Genomic DNA, 20073 nt, shown 5'->3' with positions numbered 1-20073 from the left:
CGGGCTAAACGTCATACGGGCCCGCCACTCGGCGCACTCACCCGGTGAGAGCTAACTCTTACGGTAATGTCCCGCTATTTTTCGCGAGGTATGCAGTACGCGCAGTACTCGAACCACATGATCTTCAACGGCATACACGATGATGAACGGGAAGCGTGGAACCACCAGTTTCCGCTGTTTCTCCGTCTTCCCGGCCTTCACCCCCGCCTGCGGATTATCCTGAAGGATGTCAGCCATGCTGACGAAACGCTCATCCGTGGCACTGGCTACCGATAATCCCGCTTCTTTGTAAAGATAACGGAAGATGGCCTCACGATCTGCCTGTGCCTGCTTTTCCCACTGAACGGCTGATGTCACAGTTTGCCCCGTGCTGCCTGCATTTTCAGTTCATTCATGCGGTTATTCATTTCTTCATTGCTGATAAACTCGCCTTCCCCGTCCTCATAACGGCTGAACGCGTCCAGTATCTGCTGCTCCAGCCAGCCCTCATGCTCACTGTTTTGATAGCGGCGCTCCTCTGCGGCCAGCTCTTCTGCCCTCTGACGCATCACCTCTGTCAAACTCATTCGCCGTCTTTCCGCCGCCTGCATTGCCAGACGTTTGGTTTCCTCGTCTATTCTGAAGTGGATTGTTCCCATCATTCCTCACCTTTGTGGTGTCATTTGTGTTGTCATTATGCAGGCTATTTTCCAGCCTGTCACGTTCAACCTCCGCCTGCTCTGCGGCCATCAGGTCAGCCAGCAGCCCGACATCGTCACTGTCCGACTGCTCCGCCGGATGGGGACTCGCCTGCAACGCCCGGAGATAGGAGATACAGGCTTTCTACGAAGCTCACCGCCCCGCCGGATTATCCTGCGCGATATAAGGCAATACAACGCATTTCCCAAGCCGAACGCTATGAGCGCGCCCGCTTTCAGGCAGTGTCGCTGCAAGGGGCCTGGCTTACCGAAGCCGGGTTTACCGACGGGATGCCGCTAAAAATACGGGTCATGCCCGGCTGCATGGTCATCACCGCCCAGAACACCCGCGAGCTGTGGCACTGTCTCGAAGGACTGAGCATCGAACCCTTTGACCCAGACGCGGCCGCCAACTGGATCAAGCATTATCCCGGCGGCCTTAAGTTCGCCGGGTAACCAACACCACCCTCGGCCCGCACCGGGGGTGGTGTTTTTAACGGTGGGGTGTCGGGGCATCGCCCTGACCGGATGGTTTTGGGAGCACGACCAACTGGCGGTGGCCACAAAACATTACATTTCCTGTCCGGTTACTGAGGCTCTTTCAGGCAACCCGCTACAGATCACGAACAAGAGCAATGGGATGAAGACAGCACGGAGAGTTTGACCGGTAAAAACGACGATCCCGGCGCGGGGCCAGGATCTTTTGACTACTTAATCATATTAACTCATATTGCTTTTCTGATATTTTTTGTAAAATCCCAGACTGAACCATTCCATCTAACACGCCCTTTATTTCATTATCATTATATGATGAAAAATATTGAGATAAACGCCATATATCTATCAACTTGGTATTTTTGACATTGTTAATATCGACCACCATCTCTTTCTGATCGTTGCTTATTAAAAACTTAATACCTTTACCGTGTTTAACAAAGCCCCACTCATCATCATTAACAAGAACAGTCCCTTTCTTCGGGAAGTCTAGCAAGAAATCAAAGTCCTTTAAGCTTGGATAAGCGATAAAGAAAGCCTTCATTAACATCTCTTGAAGACTGATAAACCTGATAATTTCCTTTTCATTCATCATATCAATACCTTACCCTTGCCTCAGCAGCTTCACGTAAAAGTTGAACACCTTGTTCTTTCGTAACCTCGTGTATTCTAACTGGTATATCTTTAATTCCAGCTTTTACTGCTGCTTCAGCTCTATGATGGCCATCAATAATAATTGCCTTACCATTTACGATAGCAATATCGACAGGTTCATTGACATCAAAGCCATTTGCTTTCATATCTTTTACAAGCCGTTTTACTTGTGAACCCGACATTTCATTTTTATTTTGCCGACTAATTAGAATACTTGGATCTACGTTCTTAGTAGTTACTTGAGAAGCTACATTTCCAGTTTTATGTCCAGCCTTGCTTACTCCGCCAAATGCCGCAGCCGCTGCACTCGCAACAATATCAGCCTGAATCTCATCCAGACCATATTCTTTCTGGAGTGCTTCTGAGACTTTATTTGTTGCAACAACACCTTCAACCTGTATTTGCTGCGCAAACGTAGCTGTCAGGTCATAGACCATCTTGATCGGGATATCTTCTCCCAAAGCACGATCTATCGACTGCTTCACCGCCATGCTGTCGGCCAACACATCACCATATTTCTGCTGGCATGTTGCCGGATCAGTCGCACAATCACTGATCAGTTGTTTCTGCTGAGCGGTACTTAACTCCTCATATTTCTTAATGATGTCACTACAGTCACCACCATTTGCCTGACAGGACTTCATTTCAGCCGACCATGCGTCTATCTGTTTGCTGCTCAGATAGTTATTCTCCACCGCATTACGCCCGGCCTGGGCACCTGTCGCTGCGCCCTCGATGCTGCCCGACGCAATCCCCGACGCCAGACCGGCGGCCAGTGACGCTAGGGCGCTCACCGACTGTTTTTCCGCTTCCGTCAGGTCGCTGGTGTCACGCCCCCATCAGCGCATGGCCCATCGCATTGGCCGCGATGTCCGATGTCGTGGCTTTACGCTCGTCCGGCGGCATCGTCACGTCTTTCACCAGTTGCGCCAGATACGGTGCCGAGGCACCCGCCAGCGCCTGCTGCAGGTTACCGCCGCCTGCCAGCGACTGAATGGCCGCCGTCGCCGCCTGCGCCGCACGAATTTCCCCTTCGGTGCGGATGACATCCATCACCTGTGAGCCCAGTTCACCGACCATCTGCGCCGTCTGCAGGCGCTTCTGCTCCTTCTCCTTGTCAAATATCGGACTCAGCGCATTATTGGCGTGCTCCACATCCCGGCTCAGGGTGGCAATGTCCTGCTGCTGACCGGCCTGATTACGGATAATCAGCGCACCGTCGCTCACCGCCGCGTAAGTGGTACTGCTGGCGTTGCCGCCACGCCCCATCGACATCAGGGCCGACGGCCCGGTCAGCGCGGCGGATTTCATCATATCCGACAGGCTCAGTGACGGGCTGGCACTGAGCCCGATGCCGCTGTGCGACACCGAAAACACCGCCTGATTGTCGATATTGCTCCAGCCCAGCGTGCCGGTATCCAGCCGGTTTTTATCTGCGCTGGCCGTCGAACCAATCACCGCGCCGTCCAGTTGGGTATGGTTGCCGACGTGGATGTCGTAACCCCCCTGACCCGCAAACAGCCCGGTCTGCTGCTGCACACTGTCATAACTGCTGTGCATTTTATCCTGACTGGCGCTCAGGTAACCGCTGCCGGTCATACTGCCAAAGGTAAAGCTACCGCCCGCCGACACGCAGTCAGTGTCGGATCATCATGGGGAGTTCTGCTAGTTTTGCTACAGACAGCCGCTGCGCTGTGTTATCTCGCTAAAATCAAAGATTACGCATTTCCCAAACCGAACGCTATGCACGCGCCCGCTTTCAGGCGGTGCACTGCAAGGTGCCAGGCTTACCGAATACGGGTTTACCGACGGGATGCCGCTAAAAATACGGGTCATGCCCGGCTGCATGGTCATCACCGCCCAGAACACCCGCGAACTGTGGCACTGTCTCGAAGGACTCAGCATCGACCCCTTTGACCCGGACGCCGCCACCAACTGGATTAAGCATTACCCCGGCGGCCTTAAGTTCGCCGAGTAATCACCCTCACCCCCGGCCCGCGCCGGGGTTTTTGTTTTAACGCTGGGGTGTCGGGGCATCGCCCTGACCGGGTGGTTTTGGGGACACGGCCCACTGGCGGTGGCCACAAAACATTTCCTGTCCGGGGGTTGAAGCTCTTTCGGGCAACCCCGCTGCTCAAGTTCAAGGGCGACTGATAGTTAAGGTGGAACTCAGAGTCTGACTGGAAGATAAAAAAATCCCGGCCTGTTTTAGGGGCCGGGATCTATCCTATCTAACCAGTGTACTACTTTTTATTGATATATCTGGCCTCACGCGTATTTCAACTTTAGTAATAATCTCATTAGTAATAATTTCGGTGTGCAGATATTCACCTAATTTATCTTTTCTGATATTAAAAGAACTGACTCCATCAATTGAGTTATATTGAATTTCATTCCCATTTAGCTTCATCGTGTACTGTATCCATCCTTCAACAACGCTAAACGAAAAATCAATACTAAGTCCCTTGTTATCCTTAGCTATATATAAATAGCTTATATTATCTCGTTCAAAAGAGACTGGTTCACTTTCAAAAAAAGAGAGCAACTCAACCTCATCAGGTTTGTTTTCTATAAACATTATTTAGTTACTCCATTTTTCGGTATTGTGGTTATGAATCGATGGGAACCATCGTCAGTAATTTCAAAGGTACTTTCAAACATTGTTGCCTTACCAGAAGGCCCAATAAAGAAAGATTCCCTGACTTCAAAACTACCGTACTGATCAGTATATTTTTTCACAATATTGCTCGGGTCTTTTGTTACTGCCGTAAAGTGCTCAGCAAGCATTGCATGTCCGCTCATATCATCAGTAATACCTAATCTCTTCATTTCTAAAGAAAGTTGATTTGTGCGATCTAATGTATGGGCGTTCCCGCTTGCTCGTCCAAAAAGATAATCAAATTTCTTCGCATCAACTACAGAGTTAGATATCGTCTGTATAGCAAGAGCATCAGGTACTTTCTTACCCGGCAGCAGAATACCGGCCAGCATTCCACCCGTCGCTTCCAGTGCCGCCTGATTGCCTCCAGAAGCCTGTTTGATTGTATCGGCTACCGCTGACCAGGTCTCGCTCTTCATCAGTGCCGATACACTGTCGGCTACTGCCTGATTCTTCCCTGAGAGGTCACTCAGTGCTTTATTACAGTAACTGTCCCCGGCAGCACAGGAGGCCAGTGCCATTGCTGCATCGGCAACATAGTCCGCTGACCCTATCGCCGAATCGCCACTATCCGCTATCGCATTGATAATGCTGTTTGCTGTAGCAGACGTCGTGCCTTCACCCAGCTTGTCGCGGACCTGTTTCTTCCACCATTCCGCACTTTCTTTTACTGACTGACGGGCCTTATCTCCGGCTAACGAGTTATTCTCCACCGCATTACGCCCGGCCTGGGCCCCCGCGGCCGCGCCCTCGGTGCTGCCAGATGCAATGCCCGACGCCAGACCCGCAGCCAGTGACGCCAGGGCGCTCACAGATTGTTTTTCCGCTTCCGTCAGGTCGCTGGTGTCACGCCCTCCATACAGCTCCTTCATGATCAGCAGCCGGGCCGTCAGCTCACCGCCTGCCGCACCCACGGCACCCGCCACCGCATCCTTGCCCGACAGTTGCGCCACCACCGCCCCCATCAGCGCATGGCCCATCGCATTGGCGGCGATGTCCGATACCGTGGCTTTACGCTCGTCCGCTGGCATCGTGACGCTTTTCACCAGTTGCGCCAGATACGGTGCCGAGGCACCCGCCAGCGCCTGCTGCAGGTTACCGCCGCCTGCCAGCGACTGAATGGCCGCCGTCGCCGCCTGCGCCGCCCGTTGCAGGTCACTGCCGGTGCCGTACGACGCCATCACCGCTTTGTACTCCGACGTCTCCGTCAGGTCTTTCCTGTATTTATCCCACGCTGCCTCGGAGGCGTTATCCGGCAGGCGATCCACCTTGCCACTGGCTTCCGCCGCCCGCGTCGCACGAATTTCCCCTTCGGTGCGGATGACATCCATCACCTGTGAGCCCAGTTCACCGACCATCTGCGCCGTCTGCAGGCGCTTCTGCTCCTTCTCCTTGTCAAATATCGGACTCAGCGCATTATTGGCGTGCGCCACATCCCGGCTCAGGGTGGCAATGTCCTGCTGCTGACCGGCCTGATTACGGATAATCAGCGCACCGTCGCTCACCGCTGCGTAAGTGGTACTGCTGGCGTTGCCGCCACGCCCCATCGACATCAGGGCCGACGGCCCGGTCAGCGCGGCGGATTTCATCATATCCGACAGGCTCAGTGACGGGCTGGCACTGAGCCCGATGCCGCTGTGCGACACCGAAAACACCGCCTGATTGTCGATATTGCTCCAGCCCAGCGTGCCGGTATCCAGCCGGTTTTTATCTGCGCTGGCCGTCGAACCAATCACCGCGCCGTCCAGTTGGGTATGGTTGCCGACGTGGATGTCGTAACCCCCCTGACCCGCAAACAGCCCGGTCTGCTGCTGCACACTGTCATAACTGCTGTGCATTTTATCCTGACTGGCGCTCAGGTAACCGCTGCCGGTCATGCTGCCAAAGGTAAAGCTACCGCCTGCCGACACACTGGTCTGCCTGGAATCATAGCGGTTATTATCCTGCTGGCTTGCCAGCAGCAGATCGCCCCCCACATCGGCCACGATGCGGTCACCACTGACCTGTGCGCCGATGAGACGGGTGTCCCCACCACTGGTCAGGCCGACTCGCTGCCCCGCATCCACCGTGGTTTCCGACCAGCTATTGCCACTGCCCATCTCGCGGCCTTTGGCCGCGTTGACGTTGGCAAAGACGCTGAATCCTGCCCCACTGTTACTCAGCCCAAAACTGACACCAATATTCCCGCCGCTGCTGCTGTTGCTGCCGGTCAACGACTCGGTATTGCGTGCCGACAACAGATTAATCGCGTGGGCCGCATTCAGGTCTACGTTGTTGGCTGCCTTCAACTGGCTGCCGACGGCAGTGATATCGCCCTGGCGGGCCACCACGCTGATATCATGACCCGCATTCAGCGTCGAGGCAAAACTCTGTGACTGTTCACTGTTTTGACTGCTGCTGGCACGCTGCGCCCCCAGAGACACGCTGATGCCGACAAACGATGACGCCCCCTGGTTATTGGTATCAACCTGCGTGCCCTGATAAGCCTGATACCCTGACAGCGCTGCTTTCATACCCTGCAATGCCTGCAGGCGGCTGTCACTCTGCTCACGCACCGCCTGTACCGCCTGCACGGCACTGTTCAGCGCCGAGCCCACCACGCCAGACAGCGTCACCGTCAATCCGGCGGTTTTCTGCTCCATCTTCTGTGACTGGCGATGGCTGTCGTAGCCCGGATCAATGGTGACCGTATTACCCACCACCTGAATATCCCGCGCCGCTATCACATCAGTGGCGGACAGGTTCACGTCCTGCCCGGCACGCAGACTCACCGACCCGCCGGTGCTGCCCAATGTGCTTACGCTCTGGCTTTCCGTCGTCCCCGCTGACGCCAGTGTCTGACGCAGCGAGGTACTGCCGATGGTAAAGCCAATTCCCCCTCCGCTGAACACCCCGCTCTTTTTGCGGCTGACATCCTCATACTGCCGGTAGGTCTCCACACTGGCCGCCGTGTTGATAGTGTGCCCGGCTGTCAGTGCCACATCGCCGTCCGCCGCCACCGACGAGCCTCGTACCCCGATATCATGCCCCGCCGTCAGCGCTACACTGCCTGCGGACAACAACGTGCCTTTCTCCGTGGTCTGCTCCCGCTCCCGCAACGTGTGCGTGGTGGTGCTGGACAGGAAACCCTTCTTCACCGTGGTTTCTTCAAAAAAGTCGTGCTGACTTTCTGTCGCCGACAGCAGGTTCAGGTCGCGGCCGGCCTGTGCCGTCAGTGCCCCGCGCGTTTCCGCCTGCGCCCCTTGCAGCGTCAGGTCCCGCCCGGCCCGCAGGCTCAGCCCGTCCCCCGCGTTCAGCACCGTGCCCTGCTGCGTCACCGTCTGCTGCCAGTCCAGATGGCGGCTCCACGCATTCGAGCTGAACTGCTCCTGCTCAGCGGACAGCAGGGTCAGGTCCCGCCCCGCCGACAGCGCCATGGTGCCCGCCGCACTCAGTTGCGCCGCCGTGCCAGTCAGGTCACGCCCGGCACTCAGGCTCAGGTCGCCCCCGCTGGCAAGCTGGCTTTGCACCAGCCCCTGCTGCCGACGCTGTGTCGTGGCTCGCCCGTCCTGACGCACCGTGTCTGTCACCGTGCCCAGCGCATTCAGCTGGATGTCGTTGCCTGCCGCCAGCGCCAACGGCCCGCCCGCGCTCAGTTGCGCCCCGTTCAGGGCGATATCGTGCCCTGCCTGTAGTGTCAGCCCACCCTGTGCGGTGATCAGCCCGGTCTGGCCGATATCGGTACGTGTCAGCGACCCGCTGCCCCGGCCGTCCCTCGCCTGTGTGTGCCACTGATTGGTGGTCGTGGTGTTGACGATATCCCCGTTGACGCTTGCCAGCGTCACCGTATTGCCCTGAATCGTGGCACTGCTGTTGGTCAGGTTACCCAGCGCCACCAGATTGAGCGCGCCCCCCGCGTTCAGCAGCCCGCCCTCGCGGTTGGTGACCTGCCCCCCGCTGGTGACCGTCAGCGCATTCAGCGCCGTTACCGTGCTGCCACGGTTGTCGATATCCCCGCCCGCGCTCAGGCTGACGCTGTTCGCCACGATGCGGCTGCCTGACAGGTTGGTTTTATCCGCCTGCGCCAGATACAGCTTCGGTGCCAGCACGGTTTGCCCATCGACGGTAATGTTTTCCCACCACACGATGCTGTGGCTCAGCCCCGCCACCTGCTCTGGACTGAGGCTCACCCCCAGTTGCAGGTTCAGCCGGTTTTTCTCCGCCGCCGCGTTATCCATCAACGTCTGCATCTGCGCCAGGTCCGACCCCACGCCATTGAGGTAACGCTGCCCGGTCTGGCTCAGCACCGCATTGCTGATGTAACGGGTGTCAAACGCTGCATCGCCCAGAAAACGGTAGTCGTGCTCCGCGTCCAGATTCAGCTTGCCCAGCAGGTAGGAGGAGCCGAGGAACTGCGTCGGGTCGGTCAGGGTCGGGCTGGTCTCCACCGGCACGCTGGTGCCCGGCGTCTGCCCCAGCAGGCGACGCAGGTCGCCAAACAGGCCGTTGTCGACCTGCCCGAGCTGGCTCAGCCGGGGGTTGCTGCGTATCAGGTAACGACCGTTGCCGCTGGTGTCGGCAACAAACAGCCCGTTCTGACTGGTGGGTAACGGATAGTCGTTTAGCGACGGACCGCCCAACTGGGCCAGCGCCGTCTGCAAGGCATTCAGTGACGGGTCACTACTTCCGGCCAGCGATAAGGGGTCTCGCCCTGCCACCAGCGATGGTGGCGTCGGGGGATTCTGGCTGCCCGCCCCGTTGGCGGTGCTCAGCGCTGGCGTGGCTATCGCCGGCATAAAGCCACCGCTGCCCGGCTGTAAACCGGTGTTACTGATGTTCTGCGCGAAATTGGCGGTTATCGCACCGCCCGCCTGAATGGTGGCGTTGTAGGACTGTCCGGGGGTGTATTCGGTAACAGGTTCACTTGACAAATTGAAGTGAATACTCGAATTCCGCGAACCAAAATACTCTATTATCTCATCCCCATAACTATAAATCGAATCACTATTTATCTGCGATGAAAGAGGAAGAAGAGCATATTCAAGTTCATTAGCATGCTGTCTGGATTCCTCAGCAGTCAAACGGTAAAAACGATACTGAGGAAAGACTGCCCCCCCATTCTCCCAAACCCTATCATATTGATAATTAAAATACCTTGTTAACTCACCAGTCTGATAAGATTTGTTGTTTAATTCACCACCTAATAAATTTACATTCCCTCTACCCAATACAACCGAAGCATCATTTAAAAACAAATCTGCTGAAGAAAATATATTAGAGCCAGAAACAATTCGTCCTTGTTCCCCACTTGCATTTACAGATACAACCTGATTCGACACTAATATTTTCAGATTACTTTTATCTTTAAATGGAACTATATAATAAAAGTCAGTGCAAGATTCACTATCATGACCACGAGAACACCGTTCTTTATTAAAAACCCCCAAATCTCTCGAGTTAAACCATTCAACTGGTACATTAGCTTCAGTCCCGCCCGCCCATGACGGCATATCGGCCACTGCGCTGCTGCTTTCGGTCACCGTCAACCCCTCGCGCTGGTTGGTCAGCGTGCCGGTGCGGACCGTGATATCGCCGCGTTGCGTTTCAATGGTACCTGAGCTGTTCAGTACACTGCTGCTGGCGTTGCCCGCCGCGTCACGCTGTATCCACAGGCTGTTTCCCGCCAGAATGTTGCCGAACCGGTTGACCAGTGCATCCGACAGCAGTTGCAGATTGCCGCCGCCGTACAGCAGGCTGCTGTTGTCTATCAGCCCGCCCGCCTGCAGCAACAGGTCCGCCGCGGTGCCGACAAAGCCCCGGTTGGTGATGTTGCCACCCGCCAGCAGACTCAGCGGCCCACCACCCTGAATACTGCCGCTTGCCGTCTGGTTGATGGCTGCCGCCGATAATGTGCTGGTGCCAGTGCCCGCGACGATGCGCCCTTGCTGTGTCAGCGTGCCGGTACTGCTTACCGTCACGCCGTTGCCCTGCAACGTCCCCGCCTGCAGCAGGTCACCCGTGACATTCAGCGTCAGTTGGTCGCCCGCCGCCAGGGTGTGAGTCAGGGTGAAGGGGCCGCCGATATCCGCCTTCAGGTTTCCCAGCGCCGCCAGTTCCCCTTCCTGCGTTAACGTGCCTGTACGCAGTTGCAGGTTCCCCGCGCTGTACAGCCGCGCCCCGCTGACATTGTTCAGGCCAGCCGACTGGAGTGTCAGCCCCGTCAGCCCCAACAGCGTGCCCCGGTTCGTCAGTTGACCATCGGTGGTGATGTCCAGTTGCTGCGCCTGCGTCGTCCCGCTGTTATCGAGTTGGAGCGCGTTCAGCGTCAGCCCGTTATACCCTTGCAGTACACCACCGTTTTGCAGCGTCCCGGCCTTGACGGTGGTATCCGTGCCACTGAGTAACCCGGCACTGTCCAGACGGTCAGCCTGCAGTTGCAACGTTCCACCGCTGGTCAGCTCGCTCCCGGTAAGCCCGGTATACGCGCCGCTCAGTTGCAGTGTGCCGTTATTGACCCCCAGGATGTGCCCGCCGTTGTCCAGCGCGCCTGACGTCAGCATCAGATTGTCTGCCTGCCACACCCCCTGGTTGCTGAGCACACCGGTGGTTATCTCTCCGCGTCCCACACTCAGCAGTTGGCCGTTCGCCCGGTTGTCGATACGGCCGTCAAAGGCGGCTGACAGGCCACCCTGCGCTTTTACCGTGCCACTGTTATCCAGCGTTGTGCCCGACAGCGTCATCAGCCCGTCGGTGTTGAGCAGACCACTGTTTTGTTGCTGCCCGGCCGCTATCGTCAGCGCCTGTGCGCCTAACAGCGTGCCGCTGTTATCCAGACTGGCCGCCGTCACCGACAGCCGCGTGCCCCCGAGACTGCCACGGTTACCCAGCTGCCCGCCCGTGATGTCCCAGGCACCGGACGACAGCAGGGTGCCGCTGTTATCCAGTGCCTCCAGCGTCAGTTGCCCGTCACCGCCCAAGTTCACCGTGCCCTGATTGCGCCACAGTCCGGTGTGCAGTTGCAGCCCCTGCGCCGATAACCCACCAGCCGTCTCTAACGTGCCCGATGACAGCGTGACCGTCCCACCGCTGGTCAGTGCGCCGTCTGCCGTCTGGCTGAACCCGGTCAGGGCATTCACCCCGAGCGACTGCCGCCCCTGCAGTACCCCGCCGTTCCACAGCGCATCACCGCTCAGCGTTACCGCGCCCCCCGACAGCACGCCCCGGTTGACCGTCTGCCCGGCGGCTATCGTCAGGCCACCGCCTGACAGCAACGAGCCGCTGTTATCCAGCCCGGTCTGTGCCTGTACCGACAGCCCCTCGTCCGCCGACAGTGTTCCGCTGTTGCCGAGTTGCCCCGTCTGCAGCCTGACCTGACGCCCGCTCACCGTGCCCCGGTTGTCCAGCACCGGCGTCGTCAGCCGGACCTGCCCGCCCGCCAGGGTGCCCCGGTTGCTCAAGCTGGCCGTGTCCAGCGACAGCGTGCCACCGGCCAGCAGGGTGCCGTCCCATTGCGCCGCGGTCAGTCCGCCCAGCGACAGGTCCCCCGTCGACTGCCAGCGCCCCGCGCCGCTCAGGCTGCCGCCACTGACCGTCAGCGTCTGCGCGCCTGCATCGCCATCCAGTGACAGCGCGTCGCCTTTCAGCGTCAGGCCACTGCCCGCCTGCCAGGCACCGCCCGACAACTGGCTCACCGCGCCCGTACTGGTCAGGCTGAGCCGGTCACCCGCCAGCTGACTTTGCCCCAGCGCCAACTCCGTGCCCGACAGCGTCAGAGCGTACCCCGGTTGTACCGTGCCGCTGTCACTCACGCCCGCGCTCAGCCGGGCGCGGTCTGCGCTGATGCGCCCGTCACTCGACAGCGTCAGCCCCTGTCCGGCCTGTGTACGACTCGCCCCCAGCGTGATGCCCTGCTCGCCTCGCAGCGCCACCGTGCCCTGCGCCTGCTGGTCGCCCGCAACCACCAGCGTGCCGCCCTGCGCCGTGATGTTCCCCTGCGCTATCGCGCTGCCGACCTGCAACCGGCCATTCGCCGACAGCTGGATATCCCCCTGACGTGCGCTCAGCCCGGCGGTGTTCACCCCGACACCCTGCTCCGTCGATACCAGACTGATGCGGTTGGCGTACATGCCCCCGAGCGCCCCGGTGTCCAGTGCCAGCACCGGCGCGGCCCCGCTTCCCGCCTGCGGCGTTATCCGCCCGTCGGTCCCCACCCGGTTCGCCCCCAGCACCACCTGCGCGTCACGTGCATTCAGCCCGGCCTGCAGGGTTGCCGTACGCGCTATCAGCGCAAAATAATCGCTGCGGCTGGCGTCCAGCCCCGCCCCGTCGACCAGAATGTCACCACCGCGCACGTCCAGACCGCTCAGCCCACCTGCCGCGTCAAACTGCGGGGTGCCGGTGGTCAGCGTGATGCGCGGGGTGTTGATAAAGCCACAACCGCTACAGGTGATGCCGTACGGGTTCGCCACCATCACATTCGCCGCCTGACCGGCCACCTCCAGGTAGCCTGCCAGATGGCTGCGGTTGGGCGACACCACTTCGTTGATGATGGCCGCCGCGGCGCGACCGTTCAGGTTGGGGTTGTTCTGCAGCAGGCCGCCCAGTTGACTCGGCGTCAGTTGGGCGGTGCCGTTGTTGAGGATGAGTCCGCGGTTATCCACGTTGAAGTCGTTATAGCGGTTGTGCGACAGCCCGGCCGCATTCGGTGTGGCAATGTTCACCACCGGTACGCCGTTACCTGCCGCCTCCAGTGTGGTGTTGCCCGAGGCCACCGTCACCCCTGCCGCCCACGCGGGCAACAGCGGCTGCAGCCCGGTCAGCCACACCAGACACCACACCATAACTCGCTGCGACAACTTCACCGCTTTCATCCCTGAACTCCTGACTCTGTGCTGTATGAAAACCCCATGTGCGATGACACAGGAGAATCTGCTTAACGCATTAAAATATTTTAATAAAATGATGATATTGGATTTATTAGAACGACACGCCGACCCGGTAACCCACCACCATGGTGTCGGGTTGTAGCCATGCCGGGTAAGATATCGGCCACCCCATCGTCACCTGCTGGCTGAGCCAGCGATTGGCCACGGTCACCCCAACGGCACCACCCCACAGTGAAGCCGCCGTCGCGTCATCCTGTTTATGGTTATAGAGGTGCCCCCCGTCGATGGCGGCCATGAAGGTGACCGTACCCACTACCGGCAACTGCCACGTCTGCCAGTTCAGCTCATTACGCCAGTACGCACCGCGGTTACCGGCGGTGTACTGCTCACGGAACCCGCGTACGGAAGACTCCCCGCCCAGCGTTAGCTGTTCACTACCGTACAGCGCACGGGCCGAGTATTGTCCGTACAGACTGCCAAGGTAGGTGATGCTGTCGGTAACCGGGTGATAGTAGCTGGCGGACAGCGTCCATTTATTGAACTCGGCTCGCGGCGCATCGGCGCTTTTGTCGGTATCGGTTTCTGCGCCAAGCCAGCGGACACCGCGGTTATAGGTTGGGTTAACCGTCGCCAGACCGCCCCACAGCTTCTGGCTGTGATTGACCCCTAACGACACACTGCTCAGTGTGCGACTGCTGGACGGCAACAGTGCCCCGTTCAGATAGTTGTTACCGGTGCGCTGGCTGAGCGCACCGGCGAGCGCGGTTTTCATGGTGCCGTTGCGGAACACCACGCGCGATAACGATACCCGGTGGGTATCGCTGTCGCCGGTCGAGCGCCAGGGGAAATCGCGGTTGATGAAGGTGTTGCGATAACGGCTTTGGGCGTAACTGTAGCCCAGGCTCCAGTAGCCATACGGCAGGGAAAAGCCGGCCTGCAGCATTTCAGCGTCATGACTGGTGGCAAAACGGCTGCTGTGACCGGCAGTGAGAAACCACTGGTCCGCCACGCCGAACAGATTATCCAGCATCAGGCTACCGGTTAGCTGTTCCTGACCGGTGCTTTTCTGGCCGCTATTGTCGACGGTCAGGCCACCGCTGAACGGCAGACGGGCTTCCCGGGTCAGGTTAACCACCGAGTACCCCGGCGTGCTGCCCGGCAGAATTTCGATGGTCACCTGCTGGGACGGCATGCGGTTCATCTGCTCCATCCCTTGCTCGATATCGCGCAAGTTCAGGATATCCCCTTCACGAGCCGGGAACGCGGTACGGGTCATCCGTTCCGTTTGCTTATTGATGGTGATTTTTTCCAGCCGCCCTTCCAGAATTTCCAGTTGCAGCACGCCACCAGACAAATCCTGTTCACTCAAAAACGCCCGGCTGGTGATATAGCCGCGCTGGATATACCAGTTGCTGACGTCATGCACCAGTTGGTTGATGTGCTCAAGGTTGTTGCAACGATTGAGGTAGCCAGCGGTCAGGGTGGCCTGATCACGTGGACTCAGTAACGTACTGTGATTAAAGCGAATTTCATGCAGGGTAAAACAGGGGCCTTGCGGCGCGTTATCCGCTTTTAGCGGTGCCTGCACGATGTTGTTTAGCTGCTGGAGGGCTTCCCGCTGTTGGCGGGACTGTTCAATAACATCCGACTGATATTGCTGGATTTCATTTCGCTCCGCCGGATTCAGCGGTGCACAGAACGCGGAAACGGAATAACCGATAAAGAAAAAGCTCACGATCAGGTCAGCTTTCCTGCGACTGACAGGCATGATGCACATCCATGTAAATAGAAACAGAAGGTAAAGATTACCTAAATAATAATGTGCATTTATTTCGAAAACAATACAAAACCTTACAATTTGGTTGCCGAAAAACACCGATATTTCAGAAACAACCCATTGATTTAAGTGATTTTCATTCTTTTTTATGACAATAAGTTCTAAAAAGAACCCATAACAGCAACAAGGATCACAATATTGTTGGGACGTCGATGAATAAAAGGAAACCAAATCCATAAATAGGAAACGGAATCCGAATGAAAACGCACTCAGCCAGCCTCTGTTCTACAGCAGAAGAGACGAGTTTCCTCGTCTCTTCCCGACCGTCATTACCTGATATTCATGGCGCGTTATCAGGCGTTCGCCAGCTTGCCTAACGCCATGTTGGCTATCTTGTCGCCGACGACGCCAGCATCAATACCCAGTGAGGCACCGCCTGCACCCCGCAGATTCAGGTTGGTATTACCGGTATCACCCGCTACCGCGCTTTTGATCATCCCCAGCGCCTGACGGAATTTATCCATGCTGGCACCGGTCATGCCGTCATCATCCGGTTTACTCAGCGCTTTCGCCCAGGATTTATCGTCTGTTTTGGCTGAACTCCAGTTATCTTTCTGATACTGCGGTTTACCAAAAATTTCCGGATATTGATCCATAAACTGGCCGACTTCTTTTGCCAGCCCACGATCTTCCTTATCCACAAAATGCCGGTTATTGCCATCTACATGGGTGCTGACATTGCTCAGGGCATTGAGCGCCGCATTCTGCCCCACCCCCATACCGATAGCATTGCCCAGTTGGTTGAATGCGCCTGCGCCACTCAGCCCTTGCAAACCGCCTGCCCCCAGCGATAACCCGGAGAAGCCGCCCATCGCCTGACCCAGACCATTACCCAGAATAGAGGACAGCGCATTGCCCATCCCTTTACTGAATGCGTCCATGTTGTCCGGCGTCATCTGGTTGCCGTTTAGCAAAGACTGAGGCATCTGATCACCCTGCTTCGTCAGGCCGTTAGCCGTATTGTTACCCAGGAGATTACTCAACACCTTATCGAACATGTCAGACAAGGGGTCGCTACCGGATTTCGATGCCGGGTTGCCCGCCCCTTGCCCGCCTTTTGACCCCAACGCCTGTGCCATGACACTGGCAAACATCATCGCGGTCATCGCAGAAGTCAGCTTATCGATAGTGCTGCTCAGCTTGTCCAAACTGGAACCCAGTGAGGACGTCGCGGTGTTCAGGCCTTTCAAGCCTTGTGACCCCAGTCCCAGCCCGGCGATACCCAAATCGCCGCCGATGTGTGCTTTGATCGTAATTTGCATAATCTCGTTTCCTCATTCATGTCAGATGTTCGCGAAAGTACCTGCAACGGATGCCTACGCCGCTCCCGATGTGGGCATCATGATGGATACTGGTTACTGAGTGACACGGGCAGTGAAACGGTTCCCTCTATTCACCGGTTTGGCCTAAAAAAGCGGCAGTTACCGCACAAATCGCGGCACGTTGCGCTCGGTTTGCGCTCGCGTTGTCGCAACTGGCGGTAATGTCAGCTCGGCCAACGCAAACAGCTGTTCAACCCGTTGCGCATAGGTGTCGGACGCAGGTGGCAACGGCCACCAGAGGATCAGTACGTCGCTGCCGTTCAGGCACAGGTGACATCCGTCATACTCCGCCGCTTGCTGGTAACGGCGTTCGAGCAGACGGCGATACAAACCGGGATAGTGTTTCCCGGGGTGAATCTGCAACATGAGTTCATAGCCATGATCACCGGACTGAAACACCAGCTCGATACCGGATTGCGGCGACCAGCGCGCCGCCTGATGCCGGGCAATCGAGGCCATAAACGCCGTCATCGTGTCAAATATCCTGATGCTGTCGGTCATGGCACACTCACCAGGGTAAAATCGGCCACGCCGGGTCGCATGTCCGTCTGCCACCAGATAACCATCTGTCGGCCGTCAGGATCCGGACGGCAGCTCACTGACGTGCAGGCACTGGTCGGCGTGCGGGCGGCACAAGCGCTCAGCATCAGCGCCGCGCACAGCAGCACCAGGGTTTGATAACGCATCATTTTTCTTCCTCACGCTATGAATGGTGTGAACCGTCAGGGTGTAATCAGCGACGCACGTGCAGGCTGGGTGTTTTTGGCTGGAAGCAGCGCCAGATACACTTCGGTAGACTCGCCGGGGGCCAGCGTGGTTTTCGGCCAGGCGGCGACTGCCAGCGTGCGGTTACTGGCACACCGGGCTTCATCAAAACGCTGAGGACGCGTGCCGGTGTTTTTCACCACGCCTACCGCCAGACTGAAAGACACATTGCTGTACCATTGATGGCGATTGCTCTGATAACTCAACGACGGCGACGTGCGGCATATTTCCGACAAACGCGGCCCATGACTGTCACTGGTGAACCCGGCTGGCGTCTGGCCGCTGGCCAGATCGCGCATGGCATTCTCCACCATGCCGAACAGGTCGGTTTTACTGTTACGCTGCGCTACGCGCCCCATCGCGTCATTCAACTGACGACGGTTATCCACCGACACAAACCGGGTGGGGTCGTTCTGGTCGCCAATCAGATGCGGAGTCAGAATAAACAACCGTTCACGGCGAGAAACTTCGTGCTGGCGAGAGGTGAACAGTTTGCCGATCCAGGGAATATCGCCCAACAGCGGTACGCGCTTATCACGATCACCACTTTCCTCGACATGAAACCCACCCAGCACCAGCGCCCGGTTCTCGCCAATCAGCGCTTGTGTGCTGACGGTACCGCGCTTCACGCCGGAGGCGTTGCCTTCGGTATTGGTTTCCACCTGGCCGTCCTCAATATCAATAACCAGTTGAATGCTACTGGTACTGCCGCGACCGACGACACGCGGCGTGACCTGCAGGCTGGTGCCCGCCGTCACCGGTTGTACATTCGCCACCCGCTCGCCGGTAGCAGTAATAAAGGCGGTACGGCTGAAATCGATCACCGCGGGTTGGTTTTCCAGTGTCAGTACCGACGGATTAGCCACAATCGAGGCGGTGCCTTCCCCTTCCAGCGCCTGAATATCGGCGAAAAACCGTTTAAAATCGCTGACAAACAGGGTGCTGGAGCCAGACATCAGGTTAGCGCCGCCGGTCACCGCGCCCAGTTTCCCCTGCCAGTTAGCCTCCAGCCTTGAGAGTGCGGTGCGATCGACATCTAAAATGATCGCATCAATATTGACCAGATTTTGCGGCACATCGATCTTGTCGATCAGTTGCTGGTATTCCTCCCGGCGTTTTTCGTCATCGCGAATCAAGAGCGCGTTGTTACGCACGTCTGCCGAGACTTTGCCGTTGAGTTGATCTTTTTTGCGGGAACTCGCCGCCTCACCGCTGCTGGCGCGGCTCGCCAGTCGGGCCAACATGGCGCGAGCATTACGTTCGATGGCCTGGCTGGCATCCTGCCCACCGGCCCCGTTAGCCTGCGCCATCCCACCCTCACTGCCCATTCCACTGACAGCACCGGATGCCCCTGCCGGAGCGCTGCGGTTGCCATCCATCAGCTCATTTAACATGGTCGCTACGCCGGGGATCACCAAACGCTGATCGCGGTACTGAATGGTACGATCGGATACCGAGGCATAACGCAGCGGAAAAATCATCACCTTACGGCGATCGTCTTTGGTTTCGCGTTGCTGGCTGAAATTGCGGATCAGGCTGATGTACTCCGCAGGTCCGGTGACCAGCACCACGCCTTCATCCGGCAGTTCCCCCCAGCCAAACCGCGTATCCAGCAGGCCAATACCGGTCAACGCCTGCTTCATGTCGGGTGCCGCATCCTGCGAGACTTCAATGCGTACCGATGTCTGCTCATCCTGTGGGCTGACGTACAACACATTGTTGTAGACGAACCATTGAAAACGGTGCTCCAACGCCAGCCTGTCCAGAAACGCGGTGGCGTTGTCGGCGCGGATTTTGGCGTCAATGGTGGCGTCCTCAATGTTACCGACTCTCAAATCAACGCCATGGCTGTTGGCGAAATCCTGTAACACCGCGGATAGTGGGGTTTGTTCGGCGGAATAGGCATAAGCGCCTTTGTTCCAGTCCGGTGGCGTCGCCGCATGTGCGCCGGGCAACATCCCCATCAATACCAGCGACCAGCAAAACAGACGATAGAGGTTGAATAACAGTGCATACAGCGCGTTACGCATGCTGATCTCCTTGCAAAAAAGCCAGTGTTTTCAGATTCAGCGGCGGCGGCGATGCCGGTCTGGCAAGCGGTGCCAGCAGGCTTTGCCAGACATCTCGCTGATTAACCAGCGCTTCCAGTGTGCGGCACAATCGGACGGGGTCATCCGGTTGGTGTCGCATCAGTAACCATAATTGAACGTCTGCGCCAGACCAGCACAGGGCGGCGGCGTCCATGCCCAACCGCAGCACGGCAGCAGACGAATAACGCAGCGCCTTGTGCAGCAACCGGTCATCCACCTTGACCGGCAAGGTCACCATGGCGGCACACCCCACACCGTCGTGATAGCGCGTTAACACCACCGGGCCGTCATCAATGTGCAGCGTCAGTTGCCCTGCCGTGCTATTGAGCCAACGCTCAATCACGCCAGGTAACTCAGTTGAAGTCATTGATGATAGCCTTCGCCAGGCCGTGCTTGACGCTCAGCATCTGTCCGGCGGCCCAGTTGGCGTTTGAGTAGTCCATGCTGGCCTCATAAAACGCATAGGTATCTGCCGGACTAACTTCTCCTTGCGAAATGGTTTGCGCCATCTCATCAAGCCGGGACTGTGCATCGACAAATGCGCTGTCCAACCGACGTTGAATAGGTGAAGACAAAGACATGGTTGCATGCTCCTGTGAGTTGAACGGGTGTGTTGAGTCGAACAAGTCTGTTGGTTAAACCGACATGGTTTATCTGCAGTTGTGTGGGCGGGGCGTGGCGACGGTTCCATCGAGATGAGATAGATCGGG

General features: G+C 57.5%; 14 protein-coding genes and 1 pseudogene. 2 read left to right on the top strand and 13 right to left on the bottom strand.

Features of this window, described 5'->3' with window-relative positions; genetic code table 11:
- Window positions 1-51: 51 nt before the first annotated feature.
- Window positions 52-357 carry a type II toxin-antitoxin system RelE/ParE family toxin gene (locus tag DD586_RS09520; RefSeq protein ID WP_012884599.1) on the bottom strand — a complete coding sequence of 102 codons (306 nt, stop codon included), beginning with the start codon at window positions 355-357 and terminating at the stop codon, window positions 52-54.
- On the bottom strand, window positions 354-638 hold the full coding sequence (locus tag DD586_RS09515) for a damage-inducible protein J (RefSeq protein ID WP_041164397.1): 285 nt from the start codon (window positions 636-638) through the stop codon (window positions 354-356). The genes DD586_RS09520 and DD586_RS09515 overlap by 4 nt, the downstream gene beginning before the upstream one ends.
- Window positions 639-869: 231 nt before the next feature.
- On the opposite strand from DD586_RS09515, the gene DD586_RS09510 reads away from it, so the two are divergent.
- On the top strand, window positions 870-1133 hold the full coding sequence (locus DD586_RS09510) for a SymE family type I addiction module toxin (RefSeq protein ID WP_167316308.1): 264 nt from the start codon (window positions 870-872) through the stop codon (window positions 1131-1133).
- Window positions 1134-1392: 259 nt separating this feature from the next.
- Here the strand turns inward: DD586_RS09510 and DD586_RS09505 are convergent, their stop codons facing one another.
- Together DD586_RS09505 and DD586_RS22255 are read right to left on the bottom strand one after the other, a co-directional pair.
- Complete coding sequence (locus DD586_RS09505) at window positions 1393-1767, bottom strand: DUF6896 domain-containing protein (protein WP_012884597.1); 375 nt, start codon at window positions 1765-1767, stop codon at window positions 1393-1395.
- Between the two features lies 1 nt (window position 1768).
- Window positions 1769-3458, bottom strand: a pseudogene (locus tag DD586_RS22255) (VENN motif pre-toxin domain-containing protein); the annotation flags it as partial.
- A 181-nt stretch (window positions 3459-3639) separates the two neighbouring features.
- Here DD586_RS22255 and DD586_RS21360 point away from each other — a divergent pair.
- Complete coding sequence (locus tag DD586_RS21360; protein WP_267195269.1) at window positions 3640-3804, top strand: SymE family type I addiction module toxin; 165 nt, start codon at window positions 3640-3642, stop codon at window positions 3802-3804.
- Between the two features lie 249 nt (window positions 3805-4053).
- On the opposite strand, the gene DD586_RS09485 is transcribed toward DD586_RS21360, so the two are convergent.
- From DD586_RS09485 to DD586_RS09445, 9 genes are all read right to left on the bottom strand, one after another.
- On the bottom strand, window positions 4054-4404 hold the full coding sequence (locus DD586_RS09485; protein WP_012884593.1) for a hypothetical protein: 351 nt from the start codon (window positions 4402-4404) through the stop codon (window positions 4054-4056).
- Entirely contained in the window at window positions 4404-13334 is an 8931-nt protein-coding gene (locus DD586_RS09480) for a hemagglutinin repeat-containing protein (RefSeq protein ID WP_012884592.1), read from the bottom strand. Before DD586_RS09480 ends, DD586_RS09485 begins: the two co-directional genes overlap by 1 nt.
- A gap of 106 nt (window positions 13335-13440) precedes the next feature.
- Window positions 13441-15117, bottom strand: coding sequence for a ShlB/FhaC/HecB family hemolysin secretion/activation protein (locus tag DD586_RS09475; RefSeq protein WP_012884591.1), 1677 nt, complete (start codon window positions 15115-15117; stop codon window positions 13441-13443).
- Window positions 15118-15479: 362 nt separating this feature from the next.
- Window positions 15480-16448 (bottom strand): harpin HrpN, encoded by a 969-nt coding sequence (hrpN, locus tag DD586_RS09470; RefSeq protein WP_012884590.1) that lies wholly within the window; start codon window positions 16446-16448, stop codon window positions 15480-15482.
- Between the two features lie 159 nt (window positions 16449-16607).
- Window positions 16608-16979 (bottom strand): HrpV family type III secretion system protein, encoded by a 372-nt coding sequence (gene hrpV, locus DD586_RS09465; RefSeq protein WP_228669773.1) that lies wholly within the window; start codon window positions 16977-16979, stop codon window positions 16608-16610.
- A 26-nt stretch (window positions 16980-17005) separates the two neighbouring features.
- Window positions 17006-17197, bottom strand: coding sequence for an HrpT family type III secretion system protein (hrpT, locus tag DD586_RS09460; RefSeq protein WP_012884588.1), 192 nt, complete (start codon window positions 17195-17197; stop codon window positions 17006-17008).
- A gap of 33 nt (window positions 17198-17230) precedes the next feature.
- Window positions 17231-19303, bottom strand: a complete 2073-nt coding sequence (gene sctC, locus DD586_RS09455) for a type III secretion system outer membrane ring subunit SctC (protein ID WP_012884587.1) — start codon at window positions 19301-19303, stop codon at window positions 17231-17233.
- Entirely contained in the window at window positions 19296-19730 is a 435-nt protein-coding gene (locus DD586_RS09450) for a type III secretion system chaperone (protein WP_012884586.1), read from the bottom strand. The genes sctC and DD586_RS09450 overlap by 8 nt, the downstream gene beginning before the upstream one ends.
- Window positions 19717-19944: a type III secretion protein HrpF gene (locus DD586_RS09445; RefSeq protein WP_012884585.1), complete on the bottom strand. Its 228-nt coding sequence runs from the start codon at window positions 19942-19944 to the stop codon at window positions 19717-19719. The genes DD586_RS09450 and DD586_RS09445 overlap by 14 nt, the downstream gene beginning before the upstream one ends.
- Between the last annotated feature and the right edge of the window lie 129 nt (window positions 19945-20073).

The organism is Dickeya parazeae Ech586, assembly GCF_000025065.1.
Taxonomy (GTDB): Bacteria; Pseudomonadota; Gammaproteobacteria; order Enterobacterales; family Enterobacteriaceae; genus Dickeya; species Dickeya zeae.
Note: the sequence above shows the minus strand (reverse complement) of the source record. Positions and strands in the feature narration are given on the sequence as shown.